This window comes from Arthrobacter sp. 01L42, assembly GCF_056400005.1.
Genome location: NZ_JBFTSL010000007.1, coordinates 1 through 26,270, shown reverse-complemented (window position 1 = coordinate 26,270; position 26,270 = coordinate 1). Strand labels below are relative to the sequence as shown.

The 26,270-nt window shown below is 70.0% G+C and carries 25 protein-coding genes; 14 read left to right on the top strand and 11 right to left on the bottom strand.

Annotation, left to right across the window (positions count from 1 at the left end; all coding sequences use genetic code 11):
- Positions 1-7: 7 nt before the first annotated feature.
- A complete protein-coding gene (locus AC1DN2_RS07560; protein ID WP_230007228.1) occupies positions 8-925 on the bottom strand; it encodes an SDR family oxidoreductase in 918 nt (305 codons plus the stop codon).
- Positions 926-1,194: 269 nt separating this feature from the next.
- Here AC1DN2_RS07560 and AC1DN2_RS07555 point away from each other — a divergent pair, with 269 nt between their 5' ends.
- The 4 genes from AC1DN2_RS07555 (at position 1,195) to AC1DN2_RS07540 (ending at position 6,066) form a co-directional block, all read left to right on the top strand.
- Positions 1,195-2,115: an IclR family transcriptional regulator gene (locus AC1DN2_RS07555; RefSeq protein WP_476849836.1), complete on the top strand. Its 921-nt coding sequence runs from the start codon at positions 1,195-1,197 to the stop codon at positions 2,113-2,115.
- Positions 2,116-2,377: 262 nt separating this feature from the next.
- Positions 2,378-4,075: a urocanate hydratase gene (gene hutU, locus AC1DN2_RS07550; RefSeq protein WP_476849835.1), complete on the top strand. Its 1,698-nt coding sequence runs from the start codon at positions 2,378-2,380 to the stop codon at positions 4,073-4,075.
- 9 nt (positions 4,076-4,084) lie between these two features.
- Positions 4,085-5,677, top strand: a complete 1,593-nt coding sequence (gene hutH, locus AC1DN2_RS07545; RefSeq protein ID WP_476849834.1) for a histidine ammonia-lyase — start codon at positions 4,085-4,087, stop codon at positions 5,675-5,677.
- 152 nt (positions 5,678-5,829) lie between these two features.
- Positions 5,830-6,066, top strand: coding sequence for a hypothetical protein (locus AC1DN2_RS07540; protein WP_018774814.1), 237 nt, complete (start codon positions 5,830-5,832; stop codon positions 6,064-6,066).
- An 86-nt stretch (positions 6,067-6,152) separates the two neighbouring features.
- Here AC1DN2_RS07540 and AC1DN2_RS07535 read toward each other — a convergent pair whose 3' ends face one another.
- Positions 6,153-6,677 carry a cupin domain-containing protein gene (locus AC1DN2_RS07535; RefSeq protein WP_476849833.1) on the bottom strand — a complete coding sequence of 175 codons (525 nt, stop codon included), beginning with the start codon at positions 6,675-6,677 and terminating at the stop codon, positions 6,153-6,155.
- A 70-nt stretch (positions 6,678-6,747) separates the two neighbouring features.
- Between AC1DN2_RS07535 and AC1DN2_RS07530 the strand changes: the two genes are divergently transcribed.
- Positions 6,748-7,368, top strand: coding sequence for a TetR/AcrR family transcriptional regulator (locus AC1DN2_RS07530; RefSeq protein WP_476849832.1), 621 nt, complete (start codon positions 6,748-6,750; stop codon positions 7,366-7,368).
- Here the strand turns inward: AC1DN2_RS07530 and hutG are convergent.
- A complete protein-coding gene (hutG, locus tag AC1DN2_RS07525; protein WP_476849831.1) occupies positions 7,349-8,308 on the bottom strand; it encodes a formimidoylglutamase in 960 nt (319 codons plus the stop codon). The genes AC1DN2_RS07530 and hutG overlap by 20 nt on opposite strands.
- Before the next feature lie 160 nt (positions 8,309-8,468).
- Positions 8,469-9,911: an NCS2 family permease gene (locus AC1DN2_RS07520; RefSeq protein WP_223915341.1), complete on the bottom strand. Its 1,443-nt coding sequence runs from the start codon at positions 9,909-9,911 to the stop codon at positions 8,469-8,471.
- A gap of 121 nt (positions 9,912-10,032) precedes the next feature.
- Here AC1DN2_RS07520 and AC1DN2_RS07515 point away from each other — a divergent pair, with 121 nt between their 5' ends.
- The gene (locus AC1DN2_RS07515; RefSeq protein WP_223914608.1) at positions 10,033-10,626 is read left to right on the top strand and encodes a copper resistance CopC family protein; all 594 of its coding nucleotides are present in this window, start codon (positions 10,033-10,035) and stop codon (positions 10,624-10,626) included.
- Positions 10,627-10,666: 40 nt separating this feature from the next.
- Here AC1DN2_RS07515 and AC1DN2_RS07510 read toward each other — a convergent pair whose 3' ends face one another.
- Positions 10,667-11,296, bottom strand: a complete 630-nt coding sequence (locus AC1DN2_RS07510; protein ID WP_476850003.1) for an FAD-binding protein — start codon at positions 11,294-11,296, stop codon at positions 10,667-10,669.
- Between the two features lie 472 nt (positions 11,297-11,768).
- On the opposite strand from AC1DN2_RS07510, the gene AC1DN2_RS07505 reads away from it, so the two are divergent.
- The 6 genes from AC1DN2_RS07505 (at position 11,769) to AC1DN2_RS07480 (ending at position 19,739) form a co-directional block, all read left to right on the top strand.
- The gene (locus tag AC1DN2_RS07505; RefSeq protein ID WP_230009431.1) at positions 11,769-12,806 is read left to right on the top strand and encodes a universal stress protein; all 1,038 of its coding nucleotides are present in this window, start codon (positions 11,769-11,771) and stop codon (positions 12,804-12,806) included.
- 37 nt (positions 12,807-12,843) lie between these two features.
- The gene (locus AC1DN2_RS07500) at positions 12,844-15,576 is read left to right on the top strand and encodes a PEP/pyruvate-binding domain-containing protein (protein WP_476849830.1); all 2,733 of its coding nucleotides are present in this window, start codon (positions 12,844-12,846) and stop codon (positions 15,574-15,576) included.
- Positions 15,577-15,668: 92 nt separating this feature from the next.
- Complete coding sequence (locus tag AC1DN2_RS07495; RefSeq protein ID WP_476849829.1) at positions 15,669-16,496, top strand: hypothetical protein; 828 nt, start codon at positions 15,669-15,671, stop codon at positions 16,494-16,496.
- 109 nt (positions 16,497-16,605) lie between these two features.
- Positions 16,606-17,694 carry a LolA family protein gene (locus tag AC1DN2_RS07490; RefSeq protein WP_476849828.1) on the top strand — a complete coding sequence of 363 codons (1,089 nt, stop codon included), beginning with the start codon at positions 16,606-16,608 and terminating at the stop codon, positions 17,692-17,694.
- Positions 17,695-17,752: 58 nt separating this feature from the next.
- A complete protein-coding gene (locus tag AC1DN2_RS07485) occupies positions 17,753-18,808 on the top strand; it encodes an ABC transporter ATP-binding protein (RefSeq protein WP_476849827.1) in 1,056 nt (351 codons plus the stop codon).
- Positions 18,798-19,739, top strand: a complete 942-nt coding sequence (locus AC1DN2_RS07480) for an ABC transporter permease (RefSeq protein WP_476849826.1) — start codon at positions 18,798-18,800, stop codon at positions 19,737-19,739. The genes AC1DN2_RS07485 and AC1DN2_RS07480 overlap by 11 nt, the downstream gene beginning before the upstream one ends.
- Positions 19,740-19,748: 9 nt before the next feature.
- Here AC1DN2_RS07480 and AC1DN2_RS07475 read toward each other — a convergent pair whose 3' ends face one another.
- From AC1DN2_RS07475 to AC1DN2_RS07455, 5 genes are all read right to left on the bottom strand, one after another.
- Positions 19,749-21,251: a C40 family peptidase gene (locus tag AC1DN2_RS07475; RefSeq protein WP_476849825.1), complete on the bottom strand. Its 1,503-nt coding sequence runs from the start codon at positions 21,249-21,251 to the stop codon at positions 19,749-19,751.
- A 190-nt stretch (positions 21,252-21,441) separates the two neighbouring features.
- Complete coding sequence (locus AC1DN2_RS07470) at positions 21,442-22,362, bottom strand: cation diffusion facilitator family transporter (RefSeq protein WP_476849824.1); 921 nt, start codon at positions 22,360-22,362, stop codon at positions 21,442-21,444.
- Positions 22,363-22,372: 10 nt separating this feature from the next.
- Entirely contained in the window at positions 22,373-22,804 is a 432-nt protein-coding gene (locus AC1DN2_RS07465; RefSeq protein ID WP_476849823.1) for a metallopeptidase family protein, read from the bottom strand.
- Positions 22,805-22,813: 9 nt separating this feature from the next.
- Positions 22,814-23,794, bottom strand: a complete 981-nt coding sequence (locus AC1DN2_RS07460; protein ID WP_223914598.1) for a DMT family transporter — start codon at positions 23,792-23,794, stop codon at positions 22,814-22,816.
- Between the two features lie 86 nt (positions 23,795-23,880).
- On the bottom strand, positions 23,881-24,762 hold the full coding sequence (locus AC1DN2_RS07455) for an ArgP/LysG family DNA-binding transcriptional regulator (protein ID WP_476849822.1): 882 nt from the start codon (positions 24,760-24,762) through the stop codon (positions 23,881-23,883).
- Positions 24,763-24,830: 68 nt separating this feature from the next.
- Between AC1DN2_RS07455 and AC1DN2_RS07450 the strand changes: the two genes are divergently transcribed.
- Positions 24,831-25,433, top strand: a complete 603-nt coding sequence (locus AC1DN2_RS07450) for a LysE/ArgO family amino acid transporter (RefSeq protein ID WP_476849821.1) — start codon at positions 24,831-24,833, stop codon at positions 25,431-25,433.
- Between the two features lie 147 nt (positions 25,434-25,580).
- Entirely contained in the window at positions 25,581-26,126 is a 546-nt protein-coding gene (locus AC1DN2_RS07445) for a methyltransferase family protein (RefSeq protein ID WP_476849820.1), read from the top strand.
- Positions 26,127-26,139: 13 nt separating this feature from the next.
- Here AC1DN2_RS07445 and AC1DN2_RS07440 read toward each other — a convergent pair.
- Positions 26,140-26,270: integrase core domain-containing protein (locus AC1DN2_RS07440; RefSeq protein ID WP_476850002.1), on the bottom strand; the 131-nt coding region annotated here is incomplete at its 5' end.

Here is a 26,270-nt window from a genome sequence, read left to right as displayed (position 1 = left end):
CCGGATGTCAGCGGTATCCGGAGGCGTCGGCGTCGAGTCCTGCTTCCTGGACCTCAACGAGGTACCTCCAGCAGTCCGGCTGCGAGCCGTCGGTGTCGGTGAAGCCGTACTCGCGGGCCAGCGCGCCGGACGAATACGAGCCGCCCGTGCGGCTGAGCACGTGGGGGTCCGCCGCCAGGGCCGCGACCGCACGCCCGACGAACAGCGGGCTTTCCGAGATCGCGGCAAAGTGCGGCTGCGTCCCGGCGGCCTCCCGCCAGTTTGCCTCGGTGACGCCAAAGTGTTCGAGCATCATCTCCGAACGCATCCAGCCGGGCGTCAGCGCCACCGCCGCGCAGCCGGAGGATCTCAGCTCCTCCGCCTGGCTGAACGCCAGGCGGAGCACCGCGGTCTTGACGAGGTCGTAAAAGACGGAGACCCGGTAGTGCTGTGCGTTGTACTCGCGGGTGCCGTCGGTCATCTCCACCACCAGGCCGCCGGGGCGGCGGGTGAGCAGCGGCAGCGCGAAGTGGCTTGTGATGAGGTGGGTGTCCAGACCGAGGTGGAGCATCTGCAGTCCGGCATTCAGATCGTGGGCCCAGAGCGGGGTGTTCCATTCGATGAAGTCCTCGCCGCCCCAGATGTCGTTGACAAGGATGTCCAGGCGGCCCTGCTCGGCGTCGATCCGCTGCACGAGGGCTTCCACCTCCGCAGCCTGGCGGTGATCGACCTCGATGGCGATTCCAGTGCCGCCAGCGGTGCTGACAAGCCCGGACGTCTCCTCGATCGTCTCGGGCCGGTTGTAGTCCGAACGGTGGCGGGAGGTCGTGCGGCCGGTGCAGTACACCACCGCTCCTGCCTCGCCGAGGGCGACGGCGGTGCCGCGGCCGGCGCCGCGCGTGGCCCCGGCAACCAGGGCGACCCTGCCCGACAGTGCTGCATCCACGTCTGTGCCTTCCCTCCGGAACCATCCCGCATGGGGCTCAGCCGGCGACGGGCTGGTTCCAATAACCGGGCATACCACGGGGAAGCCGGCGCCCACATTCATCGGAACACCGGGGGTCTGGCCGGGCTAGGGGCGGAAGGCCCGCCGCAGGTATGTCGCCTTTGTCCGGCATTCCAGACAGCCGTTCCTGTGCGAGGCTGTCGGTTGACCGTCGCCGGGCGCATGCTTAAGTACGGGATACCGGACACCACCGACCCTGAAGAGGATCCATGCCACCCACCAGTACTGCCGTGAGCCCCGCCGCCGAGACTTTGTCGGCTGCGACCGACGCGACTCCGGCGCAGTCCGCCGCGACTTTGTCCGCAGCGCCTGACACACCCGCGCCCAAGGCCGTCCACCGGGCCGCCGGAACCAAGGCGGCGTCGAAGGTGCCGGCCGCCGAGAACACGCTGCGCATCCTCAAGCTGCTGGCCTCCCGGCGCGGGCCGATGGCGGCGTCGAACATTGCCACCGCGCTGGGACTGCCGCGCTCCAGCGTCTACCATCTGCTCGGGGTGATGGAGGCGAACGGCTTCGTGCTGCACCTGCACGAGGAGCAGCGCTACGGCCTGGGCATCAGCGCATTCGAACTCAGCTCGGCCTACTCCCGGCAGGAGCCGCTGTCCCGGCTGGGCCGGCCGATGCTCGCCTCGCTCGTGGACGTGATCGGCGAAAGCGCGCACCTGGCGGTGCTGCACGGCCGCGACGTGCTCTACATCGTGGAGGAGCGGGCCAAGAACCGGCCGTCCCTGGTGACCGACGTCGGCGTCCGGCTGCCCAGCCATCTCACGGCCAGCGGGCGGGCCATCCTCGCCGCGCTGCCGAAGTCGCAGGTGCGGGCGCTGTACCCGAACGCTGCCGCCTTCACGGCCCGGCACGAAACCGAATCGCCCATCATGAAGTACTCCGCGCTGTCTTCGCATCTGGACCAGGTCCGCCAGCGCGGCTACGCCACCGAACACGGCGAGGTCACGCCCGGATTCGGTTCGATCGCCGCCGCCGTGACCGACCACGTGGGGTGGCCCACCGCCGCCGTCGCCGTGACGTTCCTGGAGGACAAGCTGCCCGCGGATCAGTGGCCGGTCCTGGCCGCCCGGGTCCAGAAGGTCGCCAACGAGCTCTCGGTCCGGATCCACGGCCGCCCCGCCTGACCGGTTGCCCCATCCCACCCCACCCCACCCCCGGTTGCGCTGTCACTTAGGGCTCCCATTCGCCCTTTTTGGCAACCGGAAGTGATAGCGCAACGGGGGAGGGGAAGGGTCTGGAATCCCGGACAGCACCCCTCCGGCAGGCCTGTTTCCGCGGCCGCGAAGGGGCTTTAGTTGATACAGAACCTCATTCCTCCGGATACACCAGGACACCAGTCCGAACAAGCATCATCCGGCCACATATCCAGCGACAAAGGAGACCCTCATGGCACCCGCCGATTTCACCACCGGTGCCCGCCCGGTCAAAGCAGCCCGCGGCACCGAGCTCACCGCCAAGAGCTGGCAGACGGAAGCCCCGCTGCGCATGCTCATGAACAACCTCGATCCCGAGGTCGCCGAGCGCCCCGATGACCTGGTGGTCTACGGCGGCACCGGCCGCGCCGTCCGGTCCTGGGCCGCGTTCGACGCCATCACCCGCACCCTGGAAACCATGGAAAAGGACGAGACCCTGCTGGTCCAGTCCGGCAAGCCGGTCGGCGTCTTCCGCACCAACGAATGGGCACCGCGCGTGCTGCTGGCCAACTCCAACCTCGTCGGCGACTGGGCGAACTGGCCCGAGTTCCGCCGGCTCGAGGCCGAGGGCCTGATGATGTACGGCCAGATGACCGCCGGGTCCTGGATCTATATCGGCACCCAGGGCATCCTGCAGGGCACCTTCGAGACCTTCGCCGCGATCGCCCGTAAGCTCACCGGGGACGAGAACGGCACGCTCGCCGGCACCCTGACCCTCACCGGCGGCTGCGGCGGCATGGGCGGCGCCCAGCCGCTCGCCGTCACCCTGAACGACGGCGCCTGCCTGATTGTCGACGTCGACGAGACCCGCCTGCGCCGCCGGGCCGGGAAGCGCTACCTCGACGAGGTCGAAACTGATCTCGACGCCGCGATCGCCAAGGTCCTGAAGGCCAAGGAAGAACGCCGCGGCTGGTCCGTGGGCTACGTCGGCAACGCCGCGGAGATCTTCCCCGAGATCCTGCGCCGCCACAACGCCGGCGAGCTCACCGTCGACATCGTCACGGACCAGACCTCCGCGCACGACCCCCTGAGCTACCTGCCCGAGGGCATCACGGTGGAGGAATGGCACAGCGAGGCCGCGGCAGATCCCGAGGGCTTCACCAAGAAGGCCCAGGCCTCGATGGCCAAGCACGTCCAGGCGATGGTCGAGTTCCAGGACGCCGGCGCCGAGGTCTTCGACTACGGCAACTCCATCCGCGACGAGGCCCGGAAGGGCGGCTACAACCGCGCCTTCGAATTCCCCGGCTTCGTCCCGGCCTACATCCGGCCGCTGTTCTGCGAGGGCCTCGGCCCGTTCCGCTGGGTGGCCCTCTCCGGCGACCCCGAGGACATCGCAGTCACGGACAAGGCCATCAAAGAGCTCTTCCCCGAGAACAAGCACCTGCACCGCTGGCTCGATGCCGCCGCCGAACGGGTCGAGTTCGAAGGCCTGCCGGCCCGCATCTGCTGGCTCGGCTATGGCGAACGCGCCAAGGCCGGCCTGCTGTTCAACCAGCTCGTCAAGGAGGGCAAGGTCAAGGCGCCCATCGTGATCGGCCGCGACCACCTCGACTCCGGCTCCGTCGCCTCCCCGTACCGCGAGACCGAGGCCATGGCCGACGGCTCCGACGCGATCGCCGACTGGCCGCTGCTCAACGCCCTTCTCAACACGGCCTCCGGCGCCACCTGGGTTTCCATCCACCACGGCGGCGGGGTCGGCATCGGCCGCTCCATCCACGCCGGCCAGGTCTCCGTTGCCGACGGCACCGACCTCGCCGCGGAAAAGCTCGCGCGCCTCCTGACCAACGATCCCGGCATGGGCGTCATCCGCCACGCCGACGCCGGCTACGACCGCGCCGTCGAAGTCGCCAAGGAACGCGGCGTCCGCATCCCGATGAACGAAACGAAGTAGGACTTCACCATGACTATCACCACGCATTCACCGCTCACCGTCACACTCGGTTCCAGCGGTGTCACCCCCGAAGACGTCGTCGCCGTCGCCCGCCACGACGCCCACGTCACCATCGCCCAGGACGCCCTGGACGCCGTCGCCAAGGTCCGTGCCCACATCGACGACCTCGCCCACAGCGAGGTCCCGGCCTACGGGATCTCCACCGGCTTCGGGGCGCTGGCCAACCGGCACATCCCCAACGAGCTGCGCACCCAGCTGCAGAAATCCCTGATCCGCAGCCACGCCGCCGGCATGGGCCCGGCCGTGGAACGCGAAGTGGTCCGCGGCATCATGTTCCTGCGCGCCAAGACCCTGGCCTCCGGCCGCACCGGCGTCCGCCCGGTGGTGCTGCAGACCATGGTGGACGTGCTCAACGCCGGCATCACCCCGGTGGTCCGCGAATTCGGCTCCCTTGGCTGCTCGGGCGACCTCGCGCCGCTGTCCCACTGCGCCCTGGTCCTGATGGGCGAAGGCGAGGCGACCGGCCCCGACGGCACACTGTACGGGAGCAAGGATGCCCGCCCGGTCGCCGAGCTCCTCGCCGCGCACGGCATCGAACCCGTCACGCTGGCCGAAAAGGAGGGCTTGGCCCTCGTCAACGGCACCGAGGGCATGCTCGGCATGCTGCTGATGGCCATCGCGGACACCCGCCAGCTGCTTACGACGGCGGACATCACCGCCGCGCTCAGCGTCGAGGCGCTGCTCGGCACCGACCAGGTGTTCCTGCCGGAGCTGCACGCGGCGCTGCGCCCGCACCCGGGCCAGGCCGCCGCCGCGGACAACATGCTCCGTGTGCTGTCCAACTCCCCGATCGTGGCCTCGCACCGGATCAACGACACCAAGGTCCAGGACGCCTACTCGCTGCGCTGCGCACCCCAGGTGGCCGGCGCCGTCCGCGACACCGTGGACCATGCCGCCCTGGTCGCCTCCCGCGAACTGGCCGCCGCGATCGACAACCCGGTGGTCCTGCCCGACGGCCGGGTCAGCTCCAACGGCAACTTCCACGGCGCCCCGGTGGCCTACGTGCTGGACTTCCTGGCGATCGCCGTCGCGGACCTGAGCTCCATCGCCGAGCGCCGGACCGACCGGATGCTGGACCCGGCCCGCTCGCACGGGCTGCCCGCCTTCCTGGCCTCGGACCCCGGCGTCGACTCGGGCCTCATGATCGCCCAGTACACGCAGGCCGGCCTGGTTTCGGACAACAAGCGGCTGGCCGTCCCGGCATCGGTGGACTCGATCCCGAGCTCGGCGATGCAGGAGGACCACGTCTCCATGGGCTGGCACGCGGCCCGCAAGCTCCGCCGCTCGGTGGAGAACCTGCGCCGGGTCCTGGCGATCGAACTGGTGACCTCGGCCCGGGCGCTGGACATCCGCACCCAGCTCTCCGGCGGCGAACTCACGCCGGGACCTGCGGGCGCGGCCGTGATCGCCGCGCTGCGCGACGTCGTCGACGGTCCGGGCACCGACAGGTTCCTGTCACCGGAGCTCGAAGCGGCGGATGCCCTCGTGGCTTCGGGCAAGGTCCGGGCGGCGGCCGAATCCGCCGTCGGAAATCTCGCCTGAGAAGAAACAAAATGCAGGGCAGCTGAACAATTCCCGGCGCCCCCGAAATCTTTGGCGACACGGACGGCGGGGGCCCGGGAACTGTAGTACAAATGGAGAGTCCACACCAACGAAGTTGTGGCAAAGAACACATACAAAGGGGTAGAAGTTCTATGAAAGCACGCGGCACGGTACTGTCCAGGCGCCTTGCATCCGCAGCTACGGTTTCCGACTGGAGCGGCCTTCGGGTCGGCGAACGCGTCGAAATTGTCAAGCACGCACAGGTCATTGCGGCCGGTGAGGTCGAAGAGGTCTCGGTAAGCGGGAATGTGCTCTGGCTGGTCCCCGCGGGGCCGTCCGAAACACAGCTTTTCCTGCAGTCCGACGGTGTGCAGGTCCGCCGCAGCTAGGCTGAGCGTTTTCACCAGAAAGTCCCCGCCACGGCGGGGATTTTCTGCGTTTCGGGGCCCAGGGCCCAGATGTGGGCGCGGTGCTGTCAGTGCCCAGTGAACGGCGGCGGACCCAGCAGCACGATCCCGCCGTTTTTACGTGCCGACTCCTGGACTCTGCCAAAGTCAACCAGGCCCGGCGCGACGGATTCGCCGGCAGGGTCCCCGGCATCGTTGCCGGGGGAGAGGGGTATGCTCGCGTCCCAGTAAAAGGCCTCGCAGCATCCGGGGGTGTGCAGGCAAAGCATCCGGGCCGAGTCGGAGACCACCATGAAGGCGTGTGGAACGCCCCGCGGGGCCACGGCCAGTCCGCCGGGGCCGATCCGGTGCTCTCTCCCGTCCATATGCACGAGGATCTCGCCGTCCAGGATGTACATGGTTTCATCCGAATCGGGGTGGCTGTGCAGCGGTGTCATTTTCCCGCCGGACATCTGGTCCTCGAACAGCAGGAAGGCCCCGGCGGTCTCTTCCGCCCTGGCCTTCCAGGTGTGGACTCCGCCGCCGAAAAACCATCGGCGCTCGCCCTGGTCTTCCGCGCGGATGATGGCTGCCGGGTTGTTGGCCGTTTCCATAAGATCGCCCCTTCGCCGAGGACTACATGGGACGCGTGTCCCATGACAAGACTCGGGTACCATGAGATCCATGTCAACCCCCTATCAGGACGCCGGCCGGACGGGGCAGAAGCGCCGCACTTTTGAGGCCCTGTTGGCTGCAGCCCGCGAGGCCGTCGCGGACGGGGTCGCCCCCACCGTTGACGGCACCGCGGCAGCGGCCGGGATTGCCCGGAGCACGGCCTACCGCTACTTCCCGAGCCAGCGGGAATTGCTCGCCGCAGCCCACCCGGAAACGGCCCGGCAGTCCCTGCTGCCGGCGGATGCCCCCGAGGATCCAGCGGAGCGGCTCGACGCCGTCGTGCTGGAGTTCACACGGCTGATCCTCTCCACCGAGGCGCAGCAGCGGACCATGCTCAGGCTGTCCCTGGAACGTGACCGCGGAAAGTCGGACTTGCCGCTGCGGCAGGGGCGCGCGATCGCCTGGCTTGAGGAAGCACTCGCGCCACTCCAGGGGAAGCTGTCCGGACCTGAAATCCGGGCGCTAGCGCTGGCCATCCGCAGTGCCATCGGGATTGAGGCCCTCGTCTGGCTGACGGACATCGGCGGTCTCACTCAGGAGCAGGCTGTGGCGTCGATGCGTTGGTCCGCCCAGGCCCTGCTCGCACAGACCCTGACGTCCGGGCCGCCGCCTATCCCAGCAGCGTATTGACCAGCCGGGCGGCCACTTTGGCGGTGCGGCCGTCGATGTCGAACTCCGGGTTCAGCTCGGCGATATCCAGATGCAGGAGCTTCCCGCTCGCGGCCACCTGGCGGCACACGGCGCTGATCACCGGCAGCGGCACACCAAAGGCCGCGGGAGCGCTCACCCCGGGGGCCACGGAGGCCGGCAGCACGTCCAGGTCGATGGTCAGGTACACAGCGTCCACCTGTGCCAGGAAGGCTGCCACAAACGCGTACGCGGCGTCCGCCGAGCAGTCCTCGTCCAGCAGATAGTCCACGCCGAGCTCGTCTGCCGTCCGGAACAGCGTCCGGGTGTTGTTCGGCTCGGAAATCCCGACGACGGCGTAGCGCAGCTCCCGGCCGGCGGCTGCTTCGGCGCGGGCCATCTGGAGGAAGGGCGTGCCGGAGCTGGGCACCGGCTCATCGCGGAGGTCGAAGTGCGCATCGAGATTCAGCACGCCGACGCTCAGGCCCTCGCGCACGGCCGCCGACCCGGCCACGCCGAGATAGCTGGCAAAGGCGGTCTCGTGCCCGCCGCCGAGCACCACGGGAAGCCCGCCGGCGTCGAGCAGACTGGTGATCGCGAGCCCGGCGCGTGCCTGTCCTGCCTCTAGCGCGTCCCCGGCCACGGTGACGTCGCCGGCGTCGTGCACGGCCCGCGTCAGGTGGAACGCGAGCGGGCCGAGCGCGGCCCGGATGGCGGCGGGGGCGGCCGCGGCGCCGGTCCGGCCCTTGTTGCGCCGCACCCCGGCGTCGCTGCCGAAGCCGAGGATGACGGCGGGGCGCGCAGCAGGGACACCCGCCGGAACCGTGCCGGGAGCGTAGGGGGTCACCCCCTGCCACCAGCGCCGGTGCTCGTCGCCGTCGCCGTCGAACCTGCCGGTCCAGGGCTGGGGCGGGACATCAACGGGGAGCGCGGGAGAAACCATGCCCCTAGCTCACCGCAGCCCGGGCCGGAAAACCAGCCGGGCCGCCGTCGGACTGTCCGGAATCCCGGAAACTGAGCTTAACAACGGTTAAGCAGCGCCGGGTGGGGCACGCCCGGGTGGGCGTGGCCCACCCGGCGGCGTGACCGCGGGCGGGGCTGCGTTAGTGGATCCCCAGGACGGCCTCGATCGGGCCGATCGCGAAGAAGAGCAGGAACGCGGACGCCACGGCCCACATGAGCGGGTGCACCTCGCGGGCCCGGCCCTCGAACAGGCGGATCAGCACGAAGCTGATGAAGCCCGCGCCCAGGCCGTTGGCGATCGAGTACGTGAACGGCATGAGGGTGAAGGTCAGGAAGGCCGGGATCGCGATGCCCCAGTCCTGCCAGTCGATCTTGCCCACCTGGGAGACCATCATGAAGCCGACCACCACGAGGGCGGGGGCCACGGCCTCGAACGGCACGAGGTTGATCAGCGGGGTGAAGAACATCGCCACAAGGAACAGCAGGCCGGTCACGACCGAGGCCAGGCCGGTGCGTGCGCCTTCGCCGATGCCGGCACCGGACTCGACGTAGATCTGGTTCGAGGAGACGGAGGCGCCGCCGCCGATGATCGCGCCCAGGGCGTCCACCTGCAGCACGCGGTCGACGTCGGGGATGTTGCCGTCCTTGTCGATGGTGCCGGCCTCGGTGGCCAGGCCAACCATCGTGCCCATGGCATCGAAGAAGATGCTGAGCAGGATCACGAACGCCAGCAGGGTCGCCGCGACGAAGCCGAGGTGTTCAAAGGCGCCGAAGGGGTTGGCCTTGCCGATCAGGGACAGGTCCGGGGCCGCCCACTCGGAGAACTGCGGTGCCACGAGGGACCAGCCCTGCGGGTTGTGGTTCTTGCCGTCAAAGCTGGGCCCGATGTGCAGGATGGATTCCAGGATCACGGACAGGATGGTCGAGGCCACGATGCCGATCAGGATGGCGCCCTTGACCTTGCGGACCACCAGCGCGATGGTCAGGATCAGGCCGAAGACGAACACGAACGTCGGCCAGCCCAGGAGCTTGCCGTCGAAGCCCAGGCCGACCGGGACGGTGGTGCCGGCGACATCGGGGACGCGGCGCACGAAGCCCGCGTTGACGAGACCGATCAGGGCGATGAACAGGCCGATGCCCACCACGATCGCGGTCTTCAGCCCCTCGGGTACGGCCTTGAACACGGCCGTCCGGAAGCCGGTGAGGACCAGGATCAGCATAGTGATGCCCGAGAGCATCACCAGGCCCATCATGTCCGGCCAGGTCAGGCCGGGGTTCGTGGCCACCGTGACGGCGACGAACGCGTTGACGCCGAGCCCGGTGGCCAGGGCGAAGGGATGCTTGGCCCACGCGCCCATGAGGATGGTCAGGATGCCGGCCACGAACGCGGTGACGGCGGCGACGGCGGGGAAGCCCAGCGTGGCGCCCGAGGAGTCCGGCCCGGAGAGGATCAGCGGATTCAGCACCACGATGTAGCTCATGGCGAAGAACGTGGCGAACCCTCCGCGGATCTCGCGCGAGACGTTCGACCCCCGCTCGGATATTTTGAAATACCGGTCGAGTGCCGAGCCCTGCTTGAGCATTAGGTCTTGCATTAGTCCTCCGGGAGTGATGGGTGTTGCATATATCTTATTTGGCGCCCGAGGGCCAACCCTGCGTTTTCGCCTAGTCTGTAAGGAAGCCAACACTAGGAGTAGCCTGCCCATGCGCCGTATCCGCCAGCTTCGCAGTGCCCTGCTGGGCGCCGTCGTCCTTGTGGCCGTCCTGCTGGGAGCAGTGAGCCCGGCGTCGGCGCACGATACCGCGGAGTCCACCAGCCCGGCTGCCGGAGCAACCGTCGCGGCACCGCCGGAGCAGGTCTCGGTCACGTTCAACCACAATCCGCTCGCCCTGGGGTCGCAGATCGTGGTCAATGATGCCACCGGCGCCAACTGGTCGGACGGTCCCGTGGAAATCGTGGACAACGTCGCTGCGCAGAAGCTGAAGTCCGGCGCCCCTAGGGGGCAGTACACCGTGCACTGGCGGGTGGCCAGTTCCGACGGCCACCCGATCGAGGGCAGCTTCACCTTCACAGCGACGGCGGCTGCGGCAGGCACGACGGCGGCTGCCGCCGTCCCCACGATGGGCACCGCCCAGCCGGGGACCACGCCCGCGCCTGCCCCTGCGCCGGCCGGGTCGCAGCAGTTTCCCTGGAGCGTCATGGTCTTCGTCGCCGTCGGGGTCGGCATCCTGGTGGCCCTGGGCCTTATGGCGAAACGCCGCCTCACACCGGACGAGGGCGGCGACACCGAAGGCTGAAACAAGCCAATGCAACTCCGGCAACGCGGCCAAAGCGCTGCTAGGCGGGGGCGGCCAGGGCAAAGCCGCCGGGCAGCAGCGCGGGGATCCCGTTCGGGTGGACCTTGGCCGAGATTGCCTGTCCCACCACTTTGGCCTGGCGCAGGACTTCCTTGGGCGTCGGGGTAATGAGCTCGCCCACCCCCACGAGGTACATACCCAGGGCATGCATCGCCGCCATGAGATTCTGCCCGGCTGCCATGCCAAGTTCCGAGAGCATGCGGCGCAGCTGGCTGTGGGCGCAGCGGGTCAGGACGAGGTGGTCGGCCAGCAGGACGCCGCCCGGGGTCTGGACGGCCCACTTCTCCGTGGGTGAGCCGTCCGTGCCGGCCTCCAGGAGGTCCAGCTGCAGGGCCCGGATGTTGTTCCGCACGTCGAGCTTGTGGCTTGCGGCGTAGTTGCGCAGGTGCCGCAGGATTTCGTTGCGCTCCCTCAGGCTGCCGGCGTCCGCCGCGTCGCAGCGCTGGAGCGAGGAGGTGTTGGCCGGATGGCCGGCACCCAGGAGGTCGAGCCCGTCCACAATGATGGACGCAACGCCCCGGCGCTGGAGCTCGCTGGCCACAGCCAGGCCGGAGAGCCCCGTCCCGATGACTACGGCGGTGGTCCGCTCAATCCCGCCGTACAAAGGCATGCTCGACACTGCAGGGTACCTCCTTGAAATGGTGCGAGTCGCGGGGGAAACCCCGGACGCCAACCCGTGCCTGGTTCCACAGCCCCAGCGGCTGCTTTCTGGAACACCAGTCTCGGTTCAGCAATGCCTCGAAGGATACCTAAGATTCCCGCCCGTGGATAGGGGAGGTAGGACATTGGCTGTGGTGCCGGATTCCGGCGGTTTCCGCGCTCCCGCTCCAGCGGAAACCGTCTCAAAAGCCTGAATTTCCGGGTCAGGAAACGGCGTGTTAATTCTGCGTAAATCCTTCCGCCGCGGGCGGCCGGGGGCGCCTTGCCGCCGTCTTGAATGTTCGCAATTAACCGAGAATAGTGAGGAAAATCAGGGGTTCCTGCACGCAGATTCCGGGTCGCCTCGCCGGTGGACGCCGGGCGGCAGTACTTCTGGCAGAATAGCCGCAACATCAGGCAAGAATCGCGAGGAGGCGGACCCTATGGGCCGTGAACAGGTGCATCCGGACCCGGCATGGGAGACCGGTGGCGAGCCGGCGCCGCCCCGCGGAATCGTCGTGGGAGTGGACGGCTCGGACCACAGCCACTGCGCCTTGGTGTGGGCGGCCCGTGAGGCGGAGCGCCGCCGCCGCCCGCTGCACATCGTGACCGCCTATTCCGTTCCGATCTTCGCCGCTTCCGGGCTCGACGGCGGCTACGCCACAGTGGACGACTCCGTGATCCGCGAGGGCGCCGAAGCCATCCTCAAGCACGCCATGGACAAGATCGCCTTCTACAACATCGACGTCGACGCGTCCGTCGAAAACGGGGACGCGTCCGGCGTGCTGCTGGAAATCAGCGAAACCGCGGAGCTCCTGGTCTTCGGCACCCGCGGCCGCGGTGGCTTCGTGGGCCGGCTGCTCGGCTCCGTCAGCAGCGCGCTGCCCGCCCACTCGAAGTGCCCCACCGTGACTGTGCCGCTGATCTGCGCGGACCGCCTGGGCGAAACCACAGACGACAAGCACGTCCTCGCCGAACGGGCCAAGTCGGGCAGCCAGCCGGTGGAGAACGTCGTGGTCGTCGGCGTCGACGGTTCCGAGCAGGCCCGCGTCGCCGTGCTGGAGGCCGCAGCGCAGGCCGAGCGGCTCTCCGCCCGGCTACGCGTGGTGTGCGCGGTGCCGCAGTACACCGGCTCGCTGGCATGGGTGCCCACCCCGATGGACCGCGACGCACTGTTCGCCGACATCAAGGTCCAGCTCGACGCCGGCGTGGCCTGGCTGCGGAGCCACTTCCCCGCCCTGCAGGTGGAGACGCAGCTCGTGGACGGCTCGCCCGTCGACATCCTCGTCGACGCCAGCCGGCACGTGGAGCTCGTGGTGGTCGGCACCCGCGGGCGCGGCGGATTCACCGGAATGCTGCTGGGCTCCACGTCCGACGGCGTCCTCCACCACGCCAAGGGGCCGGTCATGGTGGTGCCGGACCGCGACGACCCGCGGCTGGCGGACAGAGCCAGCTTCGGCCCGATGCTCGGCGACTCCTAGAAGGCGACGGGCCCGGCGTCGGAAGGACGGTTAACGGATGGAGCACCCCGGGACGCCGGACCCTGCCGAGGGCGGGCCGGTCCTGGCCCTTGAACGCCTTGGCCCGGACATGCTCGCCACCGTCGGCGGGAAGGCGGCGAACCTGGGCGAACTGGCACGCGCCGGCCTACCGGTGCCCGCCGGCTTCTGCCTGACCACCACTGCGTATCTGGACGCCACGGCATCCCCGGCGCTGGCGGACGTGCACCGCGCCCTCGCCGCAACAGCCCCCGACGACCTGGCGGGGCTGGCTGCGCTTGCGGCGAAGGCCCGCGCGCTGGTGCTCGACGCCGATGTCCCCGCCGACATCGACGCCGCCGTGCGCGCCGCCTACGCGGCGCTGGGCACCGACACGGCGGTCGCCGTGCGGTCCTCCGCGACCGCCGAAGACCTGCCGTTTGCCAGCTTCGCCGGCCAGCAGGACACTTTCCTGAACGTGGTGGGCGCGGATGCCGTGCTGGCTGCCGTCCGCCGGTGCTGGGCCTCGCTGTGGACGGACCGCGCGGTGACCTACCGCGCGGTGCAGGGGATTGAGCCCTCGGCGGTGTCCCTCGCCGTGGTGGTCCAGCGCATGGTGGACGCGGCCGTGGCCGGGGTGCTGTTCACAGCCAATCCCGTGACCGGCCGGCGGCACGAGGCCGTCATCGACGCCAGCCCGGGGCTGGGGGAGGCCGTGGTGTCCGGGGCGGTCAACCCTGACCACTTCGTGCTCGACGGCACCACGGGACGGATCCTCGAGCGACGAATTGGGGACAAGGGCATGCTCATCCGTCCACTGCCCGGCGGCGGCACCGAGCGGGTGGCGCAACCTGACGCCGGGCTGGCGCCCAGCCTGGACGACGCCCAACTGGCGGCACTGGAGCTCCTGGGCCGACGCGCGGAGGTGCACTTCGGCTCGCCGCAGGACCTCGAATGGGCCATCGGCCGGGACGGTGCCGTGTGGCTGACGCAGTCCAGGCCCATCACCACGCTCTATCCGATGCCGGACCGGCCTCCCTCCGGGCCGACGCCGCGCGTGTATTTATGCTTCAGCCTGGCCCAGGGGCTGACCAAGCCCCTGACCCCGATGGGCCTCGCCGGCATCCGGCTGATTGCGTCCTCGGTCGCGGGGGCGGCGCATTTCCCGGTGCCGGTGCCCCGTGACGGGCCCGCGCCGTATGCGGAAGCCGGCCAGCGCATATTCTTCGACCTCACGCCCGTAGTCCGGAGCAAGGCCGGACGCGCAATCGTCCCCCGGGTATTCGACATCATGGAGGCGCGCTCCGCGGCCGTGCTGCGCAACCTGTTCGACGATCCCAGATTCTCCGTGACCATAGGATCGCCGTGGCCACTCCTGCGCCACGTCGCTCCGGTGGCGGCGCGGGCGAAGGTCCCGGAGACCTTGATCCGCGGCCTCATCCGGCCCGAGGCGGCACTGCGCCGGGCAGACCGTGTGGGCGAACAGCTCCGCGCGGCACTCGCGGTGCCCGCCGGCGCCACCGCCACGGAGCGTCTGGACCACGTCGAGCGGATCCTTGGCCAGCATGTCTTTGCCGTGGTTCCCGCGATCCTGCCGCTGCCCGCCCTGGGGTTCGCCTTGCTGGCCGTGGCCGGAAAACTCGCCGGGAAACCCGGGAACGGGGCGCTGCAGGAAGTCCTGCGGGGGCTGCCCAACAACGTGACCACCGAAATGGACCTGGACCTGTGGTCGCTGGCTACTGCCATCCGCAACGACCCGGCGTCGGCGGCGGTGTTCGGGGAAGCCGCATTGCCCGAGATAGCCCGGCGTTACCGGGCGGCGGACCTGCCCGGCGTCGTGCAATCCGGGCTGCGGGACTTCCTGGGCCGGTACGGCCACCGCGCCGTGGCGGAGATCGACGTCGGCATGCCCCGCTGGTCTGATGACCCGACCCACATCCTCGGGGTTCTGGCCAACTATCTGCGCATGGATGATCCTGCGCTCGCCCCGGACCGGCAGTTCGGCAAGGCGGCCCGCGAGGCGGAGGCGCAGGTGGCCCGGCTGGTGGCAGCGGCGGGGCAGCGCAGCCGCCTTCGCGGTGCACTCGCGCGGGCCGCGCTGCGGCGGACCCGGATGTTCGCCGGGCTGCGTGAGCTGCCCAAGTACCACCTCGTGGAAGCGCTCGGCGCCGTCCGGCAGCAGCTCGCAGCCGTCGGGGCCGAACTCGCCGCGGCCGGGGCCATCGATGCGGCGGACGATATCTTCTTCCTCGACCTGGCTGACGCGCACCGGGGGCTCGGCGGCGCCGCGCTGCAGGGGCTCGTGGCACGGCGCCGGGAGGCTTACGCGGCCGAACTGGGCCGCCGGCACATTCCCCGCGTGCTGCTCTCGGACGGCACCGAGCCCGAGGCGGTGCAGACCACTGCCGGCGGAAGGGGGCCGGCGGGTTCTGACGGCGGCGCGGGGCGGCTCTCCGGCACGCCGGCTTCGGCCGGCACCATCACGGCCCGGGCCCGGGTGATCCTGGACCCCCAGGGCGCGCACCTGGAACCGGGCGAGATCCTCGTGGCGCCGTCCACCGATCCGGGCTGGACGCCGTTGTTCCTGACGGCCGGCGGCCTCGTGATGGAAATGGGCGGCCCCAACTCCCACGGCGCCGTCGTCGCCCGGGAATACGGGATCCCCGCAGTGGTGGGGGTCCCCGACGCGACGTCGAGGATCGCCACGGGCCACAGCATTACAGTCGACGGCGCCGCCGGCACCGTGACTCCGTCAACGTCGCCGGCACCCTGACGCCGTCACTCTGACGCCGGCCAATTCGTGCCGGGCCGCCCGCGGCGGCGGGCTCCGCACCATGGTGTCGGCCGGCTCGCTACAGTGGGGCCATGAGCGAAGTGCGCGGCTCCGAGGGCCGGGAGCCCGGGAGCGCCGGAGTTCCCGCGGCGGGCATACCGGCGCCTGACACCCGCCCGCCCGCAAGCCCCGCGCCCGGAGCCCCCGAGCCCGCGACTGACGCCCCCGAGCCCGCAGCCCCCGCGCCCGCGACTGATGCGCCCCCCGCGCCCGCGGACCCGGACGCGTGGCTGCCGGAGTGGTTCGTGGGGCGTCCGCTCACGGCCGGCTGGGCGTGGGCCGGGTTCTGGGCGGTGCTGATCGTGGCCGACGAGTTCCTGGATCTGGCCGGCTGGTCCTGGTACGTGCTGGTTGGCCTCGCCGCCCTGCCGACGCTGCTGGCAAGCATCGCCCTTCTGCACGCCACCCCGCGCCGCTACCTGAAGCCGCGCCGGGACTCCGTCCTGGGCCACTTCTTCGTCCGCTTCCTGGCCCTGATCGCAGCCTTCCTCGTGTGGGGCGTGTCCGTGGTCATGAGCGCCTCGATCTCAACCACCCTCCAGTCACTCGTCGGGGCGTCCGAACGCGAGGTCACCGCGGTGGGCTTCAACCTCCTGCTGGCCGCGATCCCGCTGGTGGTCTCAGTACTGTGGCTGGCCTTCATCATTCGCTGCGCCTGGTTCCTGCGGCGGCTCCGGGGCTGGAAACAAACGCCGGAACCGGGCGCCGTGCCCAAGAAGTTCCTGCGGGACAGGCCGCGGCTGAGGCGGGTGGTGGTGGGCCTGGCCCATCCCGGCCTGCTGCTCGTGGCGGGCCTGGGCACCTCCGTGCTCGCGTTCCTGCTGGGCGCCGTGGAACTGACCATTAATGTGCTGAAGTAGGATAACCGGGCCGCCGGGGCCAGGCGTACTGTTGACCTATGAGCTGCACTGAAGCGCGCATTCCCCAGGCGCGGATAGTTGGAACATCTCTTTCCGGAGCGCGGTCACGATGACGCGCACGTGGCTGCGCTGGCTGCCTGCTGCCGCCGTTCCTGCCGTTATTGCCGCCGGCGCGCTGGCCGGATCCCTGCCCGCCAGCGCAGGGGATCCCCTGCCGCCCAAGACGCCGGAGCAGGTGCTGCAGTTGATTGCCCAGCACCGCCAGCCCGCTCTCTCCGGAACCCTGGAACAGTCCTCTGCGCTCGGGCTTCCTGAGCTGCCCAAGACCGGTGCCGGCCCGGACGCGTCAGGGACGGCATGGCTCGAACTGCTGACGGGGCCGCACACCGCGCGGGTTTATCGCGACGGGCCGGACAACGCCCGCGTCCAGGTGATGGACCGGCTGGCCGAACGCAACGCCATCCGCCACGGCAGCGACGTGTGGTTCTACAACTCCAAGGACAACACGGCCGCCCATGCCCAGCTCCCGGCCGACGACGCCGGTGACACAGGCCGTCACAGCGTCGGCACCGACGTCACCGCCACCCCCGACCAGCTCGCCGCGATGCTTCTGGCCAAGATCGAACCGGGCACCGACGTGGCGGTGGGCGCCGATGTCCAGATAGCCGGCCGGCCCGCCTACAACCTGGTGCTGACACCAAAGTCCGATGCGACGCTGGTCGGGTCCATCGCAGTAGCCGTTGACGGCCAGACCGGGCTGCCGCTGGGCGTCGAGGTCAAGGCGCGCGGACAGTCGGATCCCGCCTTCCGAGTCGCCTACACCAGCCTGACCCTCGGGGCCCCCGACGCGTCGGTCTTCACGTTCACCCCGCCGCCGGGCGCCACGGTCGAGGAGATTCCGGTAAAGGAGCACAAACACGGAAACGACGCCGGGAACGCGACAGCGCCGGCGGCCAAGGACCGCGCCGGCAAGCCGGCCGTCACCGGCTCGGGCTGGGACTCGGTTGTTGAGTTCCCAGCCGGAACGGCCGGCCCGGCGTCGGACGCCACGGCCCTGCTCGAACAGGCCACCGTCCCGGTCCAGGGCGGCCGGCTCTTGTCCACCGCGCTGGTGAACGTGTTGGTGCTCGACGACGGCCGGGTCGTCGCCGGCTCCGTGCCACTGGAGCGGCTCCAGGCCGCTGCCGCACAGAAGTGATGTCCGGTGCGGTATCCGGTGGCCGACGGTTGCTCCCTGACCATCCGGTGACGGCCGCGTGAGCGCCGCCGGGCCGGCGGCCGAGCTGAGCATTGAGACCACGGGCCTGACCAAACGGTTCGGCCAGCAGATGGCTGTCGACGGCGTCGACCTGGCCGTGCCGAAAGGCGCGGTCTTTGGTTTCCTTGGCCCGAACGGTTCGGGGAAGACCACCACCATCAGGCTCCTGCTCGGCCTGGCCACGGCCACCGGAGGTTCCATGCGCGTGCTGGGCGAGGAGATGCCCGGCAAACTCAATGACGTGCTGCCCCGGGTCGGGGCGCTGGTGGAAGGACCGGCGTTCTACCCTTTCATCTCCGGCGCCGCGAATCTGCGCCGCATGGACGCCGCGGACCCCTATGGTTCGGGCGCCACTCGGCGTGCCCGCGTCCAGTCAGCCCTGGAACGGGTGGGTTTGACGCACGCCGCGGACAAGCTGGTCCGGGCCTATTCGCTGGGGATGAAGCAGCGGCTGGGGATCGCCAACGCCCTGCTCGCCCCGCGGGAACTGCTCGTGCTGGACGAGCCCACCAACGGGCTGGATCCGCAGGGCACCCGTGAGGTGCGGAGCCTGGTGCGATCGCTCGCGGCCGACGGCGCCACGGTATTCGTCTCCAGCCACCTGCTGGCCGAGGTCGAGCAGATCTGCACCCATGCGGCCATCATGAGCGCTGGCCGGCTTGTGGCGCAGGGAACCCTGGCGGAACTGCGCGGGGCCGGCCAGGCAAGGATCCGCGTGTTGACCCCGGATCCGGGTACTGCGGCGCAGGTGCTGGCCGGCCTCGGCCTGACCGCGACCCTGGGCACCGACGGCCGTACTCCCGGTGGCGCTGCTTCCGGTGCCGCCGGCTCCGGGACCGACGCGGCCCTGTTCGCGTCACTGCCTGGGGCTCCGGCTGCCAGGGAAGACGGAGGATCGTCCCGGCCCGTGGAGCGGGCGGCCGTGCAGCCGGAGGCCGTGGTGGCGGCCCTCGTGGCGGCGGGGGTCCGGGTCCGCGGCTTCGCGACCGAACAGGCCAGCCTTGAGGACCGGTTTGTGGCATTGACGGGGGAGGGGTTCGACGTTGTCCAGTAACAGCTCATCCGCGGGCGATCCGGCAGCCGGCCCGTCAGTTGCCCCGGCGCCGGGCCCCAGCGAAGCGGCCGCTGGCGGGGACGGCGGGGCGGGCGCTGCGCCGGTCCGGCACGGGTCCCTGACCGGTGACCTGCTGGCGTCCGAGCTCGGGGTGCTGTTCCGCCGCCGCAGGACTTGGGCCATGTTGTGCGCGCTGGCGGCCATCCCGATCCTGATCGCGGTGGCGGTGCGGATCTCCTCGGCCGTGCCGGCAGGCCGCGGGCCGGCCTTCCTGGACCGGATCGCCCAGAACGGCCTGTTCGTGGGCGTCACGGCAATGGTGGTCTCCGTTCCGCTGTTCCTGCCCCTTACCGTCGGCGTCGTGGCCGGAGACACGATCGCCGGAGAGGCCGGACAGGGAACCCTGAGGTACCTGCTGGTGGCTCCCGCCGGGCGGATCCGCCTGCTGATCGTCAAATATGCCGGGGCGGCCGTGTTCGTGATCGTTGCCCCGCTCGTGGTGGCCCTGACCGGGGCCGGAATCGGCGCGGCGCTCTTCCCCGTGGGGCCGGTGACCCTGCTCTCCGGCGACACGATCGGCACCGGCGAGGCCCTGGCCCGGCTCCTGCTGATCGCCGCCTATCTGGCGGTTTCGCTGCTGGGCTTGTCGGCGATCGGGCTGTTCATCTCCACCCTGACCGATGTTCCGGTGGGGGCCATGGCGGCCACCGTGGTGCTCTCGGTCGTCGCGCAGGTCCTGGACGCGCTGCCGCAACTCGAGTGGCTGCATCCCTGGCTTTTCAGCCACTACTGGCTGGACTTTGGCGACCTGCTCCGGCAGCCGGTTTCCTGGGATTCCTTTGCCGCCAATGCCCTGCTCCAGGGCGATTACGTCGCCGTCTTCGGCGCGCTGGCCTACGGCAGGTTCATCACCAAGGACGTGCTCTCCTAGCCGCCAGTCTCAGTAACGGGCCGCGTAGCCGTACAGCTGCATCCCGGACATGGCGGCAACATCGGTCACGGTAATGCCGGCGTCGGGGTTCAGCGCCTGGACCACGCGGCCGCCGCCGAGGTAGATGGCCACGTGGTAGAAGCCCGGGGCCGAACCCCAGACGAACAGATCGCCCGGACGCGCCTGGGAGAGCGGGACATGGACGGGGGCCTGGGCGAACTGCTGGGAGGCCGTGCGGGGCAGGTACTTCCCTGCCGCGGCGAACGCATTCTGCACCAGGCCCGAGCAGTCAAACCCATAGCTCCCGGTTCCGCCGTACTGGTAGAAGAACGGCGATCCGGTCTTGCCGAGCGCCACCGAAATCGCGGTCTGGTTTGACCCGCCGGAAATCGGCGCCGGAACCGGAACGGGTACTGGCGCCGGGACCGGGGCAGGAATCGGTGCGGGGACCGGAGCAGGTACCGGCGCGGGATCCGGCGCGGACGCCGGAGCCGGAGCGGAGGCCGGTGCGGGTGCGGGCGCCGGTGCGGGCGCGGGTGCGGGCGCTGCAGCGGGGGCCGGCACGTCGGCGGGAGCCGGAGCGGCTGGCTGTCCTGCGGCTGAATCGTCCCGTCCCGGTGCTGCCGGTGCCGGCTGTGAACCCGTGCCAGGCTGCGGCGCGGGACCTGCCGCCGCGGTCAGTGCTGCGAGCCGAGCCTGCTGGCGCTGGCGGTCGAGGGCGTCCACCCGGGCCGATTCCATCGCCGCGGTGGTGTTTCTCAGGCTTGCCAGCTGGTCCACGAGCGCGCTGCGCTGCGCTTTGGCATCGGCCACGACCTGGCGCTGGGCGGCGTCGGCGCGGCCGGCGTCGGCCTTGCGGTCCGCGGCAGTCGCGGCAGCCTCGTCGGCGGCGCGGTTGGCGTCCGCTGCGGCTTCGGTCAGGGACTCCGCGGCCGTGGCCGCGTTTTCCGCGGACTCGAAGGCCCGCGCGCGTCCGGCCGTTACAGCCTCCAGCGTGGCGGCATCCTCCAGGGCCCGCCCGGAGCCGCTGACAAAGCTGCTGAGGGCCGGGTTCAGCCCGCCGTTGCGGTACAGGTCACCGGCCAGCTGGCCAAGCTGTTTGCGGGTTTTGGCCTGTTCTGCCCCGGCGGCGGCAGCCCTGGCGGCCGCCACAGCCGCCGCGTCACGGCGTGTGGCCAGCTCCACGAGGGCCTCGCCGTACGCGTTGTTTGCTTGCAGGGATGCGGCGAGGCTGGTTTCCTGGCCGGCCGACGCGTCGGCCAGAAGCCCGTCGATCCTGGTGACCTCTGCCGCCGTCGAGCTCGCACTGGACTTGGCGGCAGCGATCTCTTCCGGTGAGGGGATCTCCGGCGACGCCGGAACCCGGCCGGCAGTCTCCAGCGGCGGGCGCCCCTGCGCAGAAATCTGCGAAGAAATCAGCGGCGCGGCCTGGGCCGGGAGCGCGAGCGTTCCGAGGAGGACGACGGCGGTGCAGAGCACAGCCGTCTTGCGGCCGGATCGGATCCAACTCATGGGCAACCTCGCTGAAGTCTCAGGCTGGAGTGAGCGAGGTCGGATTTGGCGCGTGAAAGCCCTCTGCGGATCACCCAGCAGGCATGAGGCTACGTGCCAAAGGCTACTTTGGCAACACGAGTCACATGAATAACATAAACAACACGAGTGTCATTTGGCCACGTCCGTGACGGGTGTGTCCTGCCGACGGTCAGGCGTGCTGGTGGGCCTCGTGCTCTGAATGCGTGGTGGGCTCGAGCTGGAACGTGCAGTGTTCGGTGTCGAAATGGGAGCCAAGGCAGCTGGTGAGTTTGTCCAGAACCCGGTCGGCGCCCTTGGCGCCGAGCGCTGCGTCTTCCACCACCACGTGGGCGGAGAAGACGGGGACACCGGAGGTAATGGTCCAGATGTGGATGTCGTGGACGGATACCACGCCGTCCACCGCAAGGATGTGGTCGCGGATCATCTGAACGTCCACGCCCTTGGGCGTCGCCTCGAGGAGCACGTCGACGACGTCGCGCAGCAGGTGCCAGGCCCGGGGCAGGATCATGAGGGCGATGAGGATCGAGGCAATGGTGTCGGCCGCCTGGAACCCGGTGACCATGATGACCACCGCCGCCGCGATGACGGCAAAGGACCCCAGCAGATCCCCCAGGACTTCGAGGTAGGCGCCGCGGACGTTCAGGCTTTCCTTCTGGGCGCCGCGCAGGATCAGCAGGGAGACCAGGTTGGCGACGGCGCCGAGGACCGCCGCGGCGAGCATGACGTCGGTGTGGACCTCGGGGGTGGTGCCGAGCCTGCGGATGGCCTCGGTGAAGATGACCACCGAGATGACGATCAGGACCAGTGCGTTTGCCAGCGCCGCCAGAACTTCGGCGCGCTGGTAACCGTAGGTGCGCAGGTCGCTGGCGGGCCGGGTCGCGATCCATGCGGCCAGCAGGGCGATGAAGACGCCGGCGGCGTCCGAGAGCATGTGTCCGGCATCGGCGAGCAGGGCCAGGGATCCGGAGACCACCGCACCGATCGTCTGCACGAGCACCACGGCGAGCGTGATGGCCAGGACGGCGACCAGGCGCTTGCGGTGCTTGCCGGTGGCAGTGATGCCGTGCGAGTGGCTGTGGTCGTGTCCCATGCCTACAAGGCTATCCCCAGCCGAGCTCGTGCAGGCGCGCGTCGCTGATGCCGAAGTGGTGGGCGATCTCGTGCACCACGGTGACGGTGACTTCCTCGATCACGTCCTCCCGGGAGGTACAGATGTCCAGGATGGGTTGGCGGAAGATGGTGATCCGGTCCGGCAGCGAGCCGGCGTCCCACCAGGAGTCCCGCTCGGTCAGGGGCACCCCCTCATAGAGCCCCAGCAGCAGGGTGTCCGGATCCTCGCCGGGCTGCGGGGTGTAGTCGTCCTCGATGAAGATCGCGACATTGCTCATGGTCTTTGCCAGATCCGGCGGGATCCGGTCGAGGGCATCACTCACGGCGGCCTCGAAATCGGCCTCGGACATCGGGAAGGGGCTGTCACCACCGTCCCCGCCGTTCGGAACGATCGGCAGGCCGGGCGGGAGGGAGGAGGGCATAGGCAAACCCTAGCGGGACCGGCGCCGGGTCAGCCCCACGCCCACAAGGCAGATCGCGCCGCCCACCAGGCCCCAGATGGTCGGAATCTCGCCCAGGACCAGCCAGGAGATCAGGATTGTGGTGCCCGGGACCAGGTAGGTGGTGGCCGCGAGGCGTCCCGCATCAATCATCGAGAGCGCATAGGCCCAGGTGGTGAATGCGATCGCAGTGGGGAAGATGCCCAGGTAAACCAGGCCGAGGGTGGCCGGCAGGGGAGCGGCCTGCAACTCGGTGACCAACTGGCCGCTGAAGGGCAGGCAGCACAGGGCGCCCACCATGATGCCGAACCAGGTGGCCTGGGCGGCCGGGAACTTGCGGAGCACCGGTTTTTGGACGATTACGCTCACGGCGGCCAGCGCGGCCGCAAGCAGGCAGAGCAGGACGCCGGCCACGTCCGCCGTCGACCGCTGGCCGGAACCAAGCGCAATCACGGCCACGCCGCCGAACGCGATGAGGCTGCCGATGATGAGCCAGCGCGGGAACCCTTCCTTCAGGATCACACCGGCCATGACGGCCACCAGGATGGGGTTGACGTTAATCAGAAGGGCGGCCGTGCCCGCGTCGAGCATGTGTTCGGCGGCGTTCAGGGCCACGTTGTAGCCTCCGAACCACATGACGCCATAGGCCAGGATGGGCCACCACTCGCGGCCCCGGGGCAGGCCCCTGAGCTTGGGCACCACCAGCAGGCCCAGCACGACGGCGGCAACGGCCAGCCGGCCGAGCGTCAGGGAGCCAGGGGAGAAGCTCGGGCCCACGGCGCGGATGCCCACGAAGGCGGAGGCCCACAGGACCACGGTGACGACGACGGCGGCGATGCCGAGCCTGCTGATCGTGGCCGGCTGCCCGGGAGGGGGCGGCGCGGGTTGTGGGGCGGGTGCGGGGGCAGCGTGCGGAGACCCTTCGTGGGGGCCTGCGGACGGAGTGGGGCCGGATGCGGCGGTTGTTGCCATGCTGCCAATGTAGCCGTTCCCGGCTCCTCCCGGCTGGCGGGAATCGGTCACGTCTAGTCGAGATCCTGCCAACATCCCGAATGGCCTCAGCGCAGGACGCGCGCCGCCGTCCGGACAGCGGCCGCGACGTCGTTCAGCGCCGCCGCGCCGCGCCGCCACTGCTGCCAGTAGAGGGCAACGTCCACGTGCGCTTGCGGGGCGAGGGCCTCGAGCCTGCCGGCCAGCAGGTCCTCGCCGATTTCGATCTCGGGCATCATGCCCCAGCCCATGCCCCAGCGGATGGCATCGCCAAACTCCTGGGCGGCCGGGACATAGTGGCGCGGCGGCTGCAGGGAGGCCCGGCTGACCCGGCGCAGCCAGCGGTCCTGCAGGTCGTCCTTGCGGTCGAAGACCACAACGGGAGCGGCGGCGAGGGTCGCGCCGGTCGCACCCGTCCCAAACCAGCGGCGGGCGAAGTCCGGAGCGCACACCGGCAAATAGCGCATGGTGCCCAGCTTGCTCGATGAGCAGCCGGGCACGGGCTGGGCTGTTTCCGTAATGGCGGCCGCGGCGGCTCCGGCGCGCAGCAGGTCCAACGAGTGCTCCTGGTCTTCTCGCAGGATCTCGAGCTGGACGTTGTCACTGGCCGCCGCGAGGCCGGCCAACGCCCAGGTGTGCAAGGAATCGCTGTTGATCACCAGCGTCAGGCGCGTCCCTCCGCGGGGGCGCTCCGGCTGCAGCTCCTCGGCCAGGTCCGCGGAGAGCATTTCCAGCTGCCGGGCGAAGCGCACCACGGCCTCGCCGGACTCCGTGAGTCCGGGCGGCCGCGCCCGGGTCAGGACCGGCCGGCCGACGGCGGTCTCGAGGGCCCGGACCCGCTGGCTGATCGCCGACGGCGTCACGGACAGGTGCGCGGCCGCGGCATCGAAACTCCCGTGCGTCAGAATCGCGGCCAGCGTCCGGGCCTGTTCGGGGGTGATCTCCATCATTAGCCCATCTTACGTATCAGCAGAATCTTTAACTGGTTTCATCTCTGGCGGGCGCCTACCGTGGAGTGGTGATCCTTCCCCTGTTTTCCGGCCTCTCCGCCGGCCTGTCCCTCATCGTTGCTATCGGCGCGCAGAACGCTTTTGTCCTCCGGCAGGGTATCCAGCGCTCGCACGTCGTCATGGTGGTGGCAGTCTGCGCGGTCTCGGACCTCGTGCTGATCCTGTTGGGCGTCGCGGGCATCGGCATCCTGCTGGACCGGGCGCCGGCTGCCCTCGTCGTGATCCGATGGGCCGGGGCGGCGTTCCTCCTTGCCTACGGGGCGCTCGCGGCCCGGCGTGCGGTCCGCGGGGAGCAGATGGAGAATCCCGGCAACAAGCCCGCCGCCGGGCGGGCCGCCGTCCTTGGCACCTGCCTGGCCTTCACCTGGCTGAACCCGCACGTCTACCTGGACACGGTGCTGCTGCTCGGGTCCCTCGCTGCCGCCCAGGGCGAAGCCGGGCGCTGGTGGTTCGCCGCCGGGGCCAGCCTGGGAAGCATTGCCTGGTTCACCGCCCTCGGCGCGGGAGCGCGGTTCCTGACGTCCCTGTTCCGGCGCCGGACGGCCTGGCGCGTGCTCGACGCCGGAATCGCCGTCGTGATGGTCACCCTTGCCGTGCTGCTGCTGGCCTGACACGCGCCCGCCCGCCGCTCCGCCCCGCCGCGCGCCTTCCATCGCGCGCCCACGCAAAGTGTGGGGAAAGCTCAGGCTGATCCCCCGTCCCAGGGGGAGGCCGGTGGGCCCTTGTCCGCTCAACGTGGCGGGGTCACGATTGCTGGTATGACAGCATCCCCAGCTTCGGCCAGCGAACGACGGCGTGCAGCGATCGGCACAGCCGTCTTCGCGGTCGCCCCCGCAACCGCCGCGGGCGTGGTGCCGTGGCTGCTGACCCGCTGGAAAGTGGAGTCCCCGGTCCCCGGCGGGGTGCCCGCGCAGATCGCGGGCGCCATGATGATCGGTGCGGGTGCTGCCGTCATCGCGAATTCCTTTGTGCATTTCGCCGTCGAGGGCATCGGGACCCCCGCGCCATTTGCCCCGCCCAGGCAACTGGTGGTCGGCGGCCTTTACCGGTACGTGCGGAATCCGATGTACGTGTCCATTGCCGCGGCCGTCGCGGGGCAGGGGCTCCTGCTGGGCCAGCCGAGGCTCTTCCTGGCTCTGGGCATCGGCGCCATCCCGGTGGTGGCTTTCGTCCGGCAGTACGAGGAGCCCACACTGGCCCGGAAGTTCGGTGCGGCGTACGAGGAGTACCGCAGCAATGTCCCGCGCTGGCTGCCCAGGCCCACGCCGTGGCGGCCCGTAGGGCCGGAGCCGTCCCGGGCCTAGGTGTACTGGGCCATCAGGTTGGTGACACCCGGGTAATGGGTGTGGTTCCGATGCCGGTGTGGATGCGTTCAGTGTTGTAGTGCTGGAGCCAGGGCGCAAGTGCGGCTTGGCGGTGGTTGCTGCTGGTGAAGATCTGCCGGTAGG

What these genes read in the sequence shown, in the direction of transcription:
- AC1DN2_RS07555 (WP_476849836.1), top strand. Translation starts at nt 1,195, where the DNA reads ATGCCACCCACCAGTACTGCCGTGAGCCCCGCCGCCGAGACTTTGTCG.
- hutU (WP_476849835.1), top strand. Translation starts at nt 2,378, where the DNA reads ATGGCACCCGCCGATTTCACCACCGGTGCCCGCCCGGTCAAAGCAGCC.
- hutH (WP_476849834.1), top strand. Translation starts at nt 4,085, where the DNA reads ATGACTATCACCACGCATTCACCGCTCACCGTCACACTCGGTTCCAGC.
- AC1DN2_RS07540 (WP_018774814.1), top strand. Translation starts at nt 5,830, where the DNA reads ATGAAAGCACGCGGCACGGTACTGTCCAGGCGCCTTGCATCCGCAGCT.
- AC1DN2_RS07535 (WP_476849833.1), bottom strand. Translation starts at nt 6,677, where the DNA reads ATGGAAACGGCCAACAACCCGGCAGCCATCATCCGCGCGGAAGACCAG.
- AC1DN2_RS07530 (WP_476849832.1), top strand. Translation starts at nt 6,748, where the DNA reads ATGTCAACCCCCTATCAGGACGCCGGCCGGACGGGGCAGAAGCGCCGC.
- hutG (WP_476849831.1), bottom strand. Translation starts at nt 8,308, where the DNA reads ATGGTTTCTCCCGCGCTCCCCGTTGATGTCCCGCCCCAGCCCTGGACC.
- AC1DN2_RS07520 (WP_223915341.1), bottom strand. Translation starts at nt 9,911, where the DNA reads ATGCTCAAGCAGGGCTCGGCACTCGACCGGTATTTCAAAATATCCGAG.
- AC1DN2_RS07515 (WP_223914608.1), top strand. Translation starts at nt 10,033, where the DNA reads ATGCGCCGTATCCGCCAGCTTCGCAGTGCCCTGCTGGGCGCCGTCGTC.
- AC1DN2_RS07510 (WP_476850003.1), bottom strand. Translation starts at nt 11,296, where the DNA reads ATGCCTTTGTACGGCGGGATTGAGCGGACCACCGCCGTAGTCATCGGG.
- AC1DN2_RS07505 (WP_230009431.1), top strand. Translation starts at nt 11,769, where the DNA reads ATGGGCCGTGAACAGGTGCATCCGGACCCGGCATGGGAGACCGGTGGC.
- AC1DN2_RS07500 (WP_476849830.1), top strand. Translation starts at nt 12,844, where the DNA reads ATGGAGCACCCCGGGACGCCGGACCCTGCCGAGGGCGGGCCGGTCCTG.
- AC1DN2_RS07495 (WP_476849829.1), top strand. Translation starts at nt 15,669, where the DNA reads ATGAGCGAAGTGCGCGGCTCCGAGGGCCGGGAGCCCGGGAGCGCCGGA.
- AC1DN2_RS07490 (WP_476849828.1), top strand. Translation starts at nt 16,606, where the DNA reads ATGACGCGCACGTGGCTGCGCTGGCTGCCTGCTGCCGCCGTTCCTGCC.
- AC1DN2_RS07475 (WP_476849825.1), bottom strand. Translation starts at nt 21,251, where the DNA reads ATGAGTTGGATCCGATCCGGCCGCAAGACGGCTGTGCTCTGCACCGCC.
- AC1DN2_RS07470 (WP_476849824.1), bottom strand. Translation starts at nt 22,362, where the DNA reads ATGGGACACGACCACAGCCACTCGCACGGCATCACTGCCACCGGCAAG.
- AC1DN2_RS07465 (WP_476849823.1), bottom strand. Translation starts at nt 22,804, where the DNA reads ATGCCCTCCTCCCTCCCGCCCGGCCTGCCGATCGTTCCGAACGGCGGG.
- AC1DN2_RS07460 (WP_223914598.1), bottom strand. Translation starts at nt 23,794, where the DNA reads ATGGCAACAACCGCCGCATCCGGCCCCACTCCGTCCGCAGGCCCCCAC.
- AC1DN2_RS07455 (WP_476849822.1), bottom strand. Translation starts at nt 24,762, where the DNA reads ATGATGGAGATCACCCCCGAACAGGCCCGGACGCTGGCCGCGATTCTG.
- AC1DN2_RS07445 (WP_476849820.1), top strand. Translation starts at nt 25,581, where the DNA reads ATGACAGCATCCCCAGCTTCGGCCAGCGAACGACGGCGTGCAGCGATC.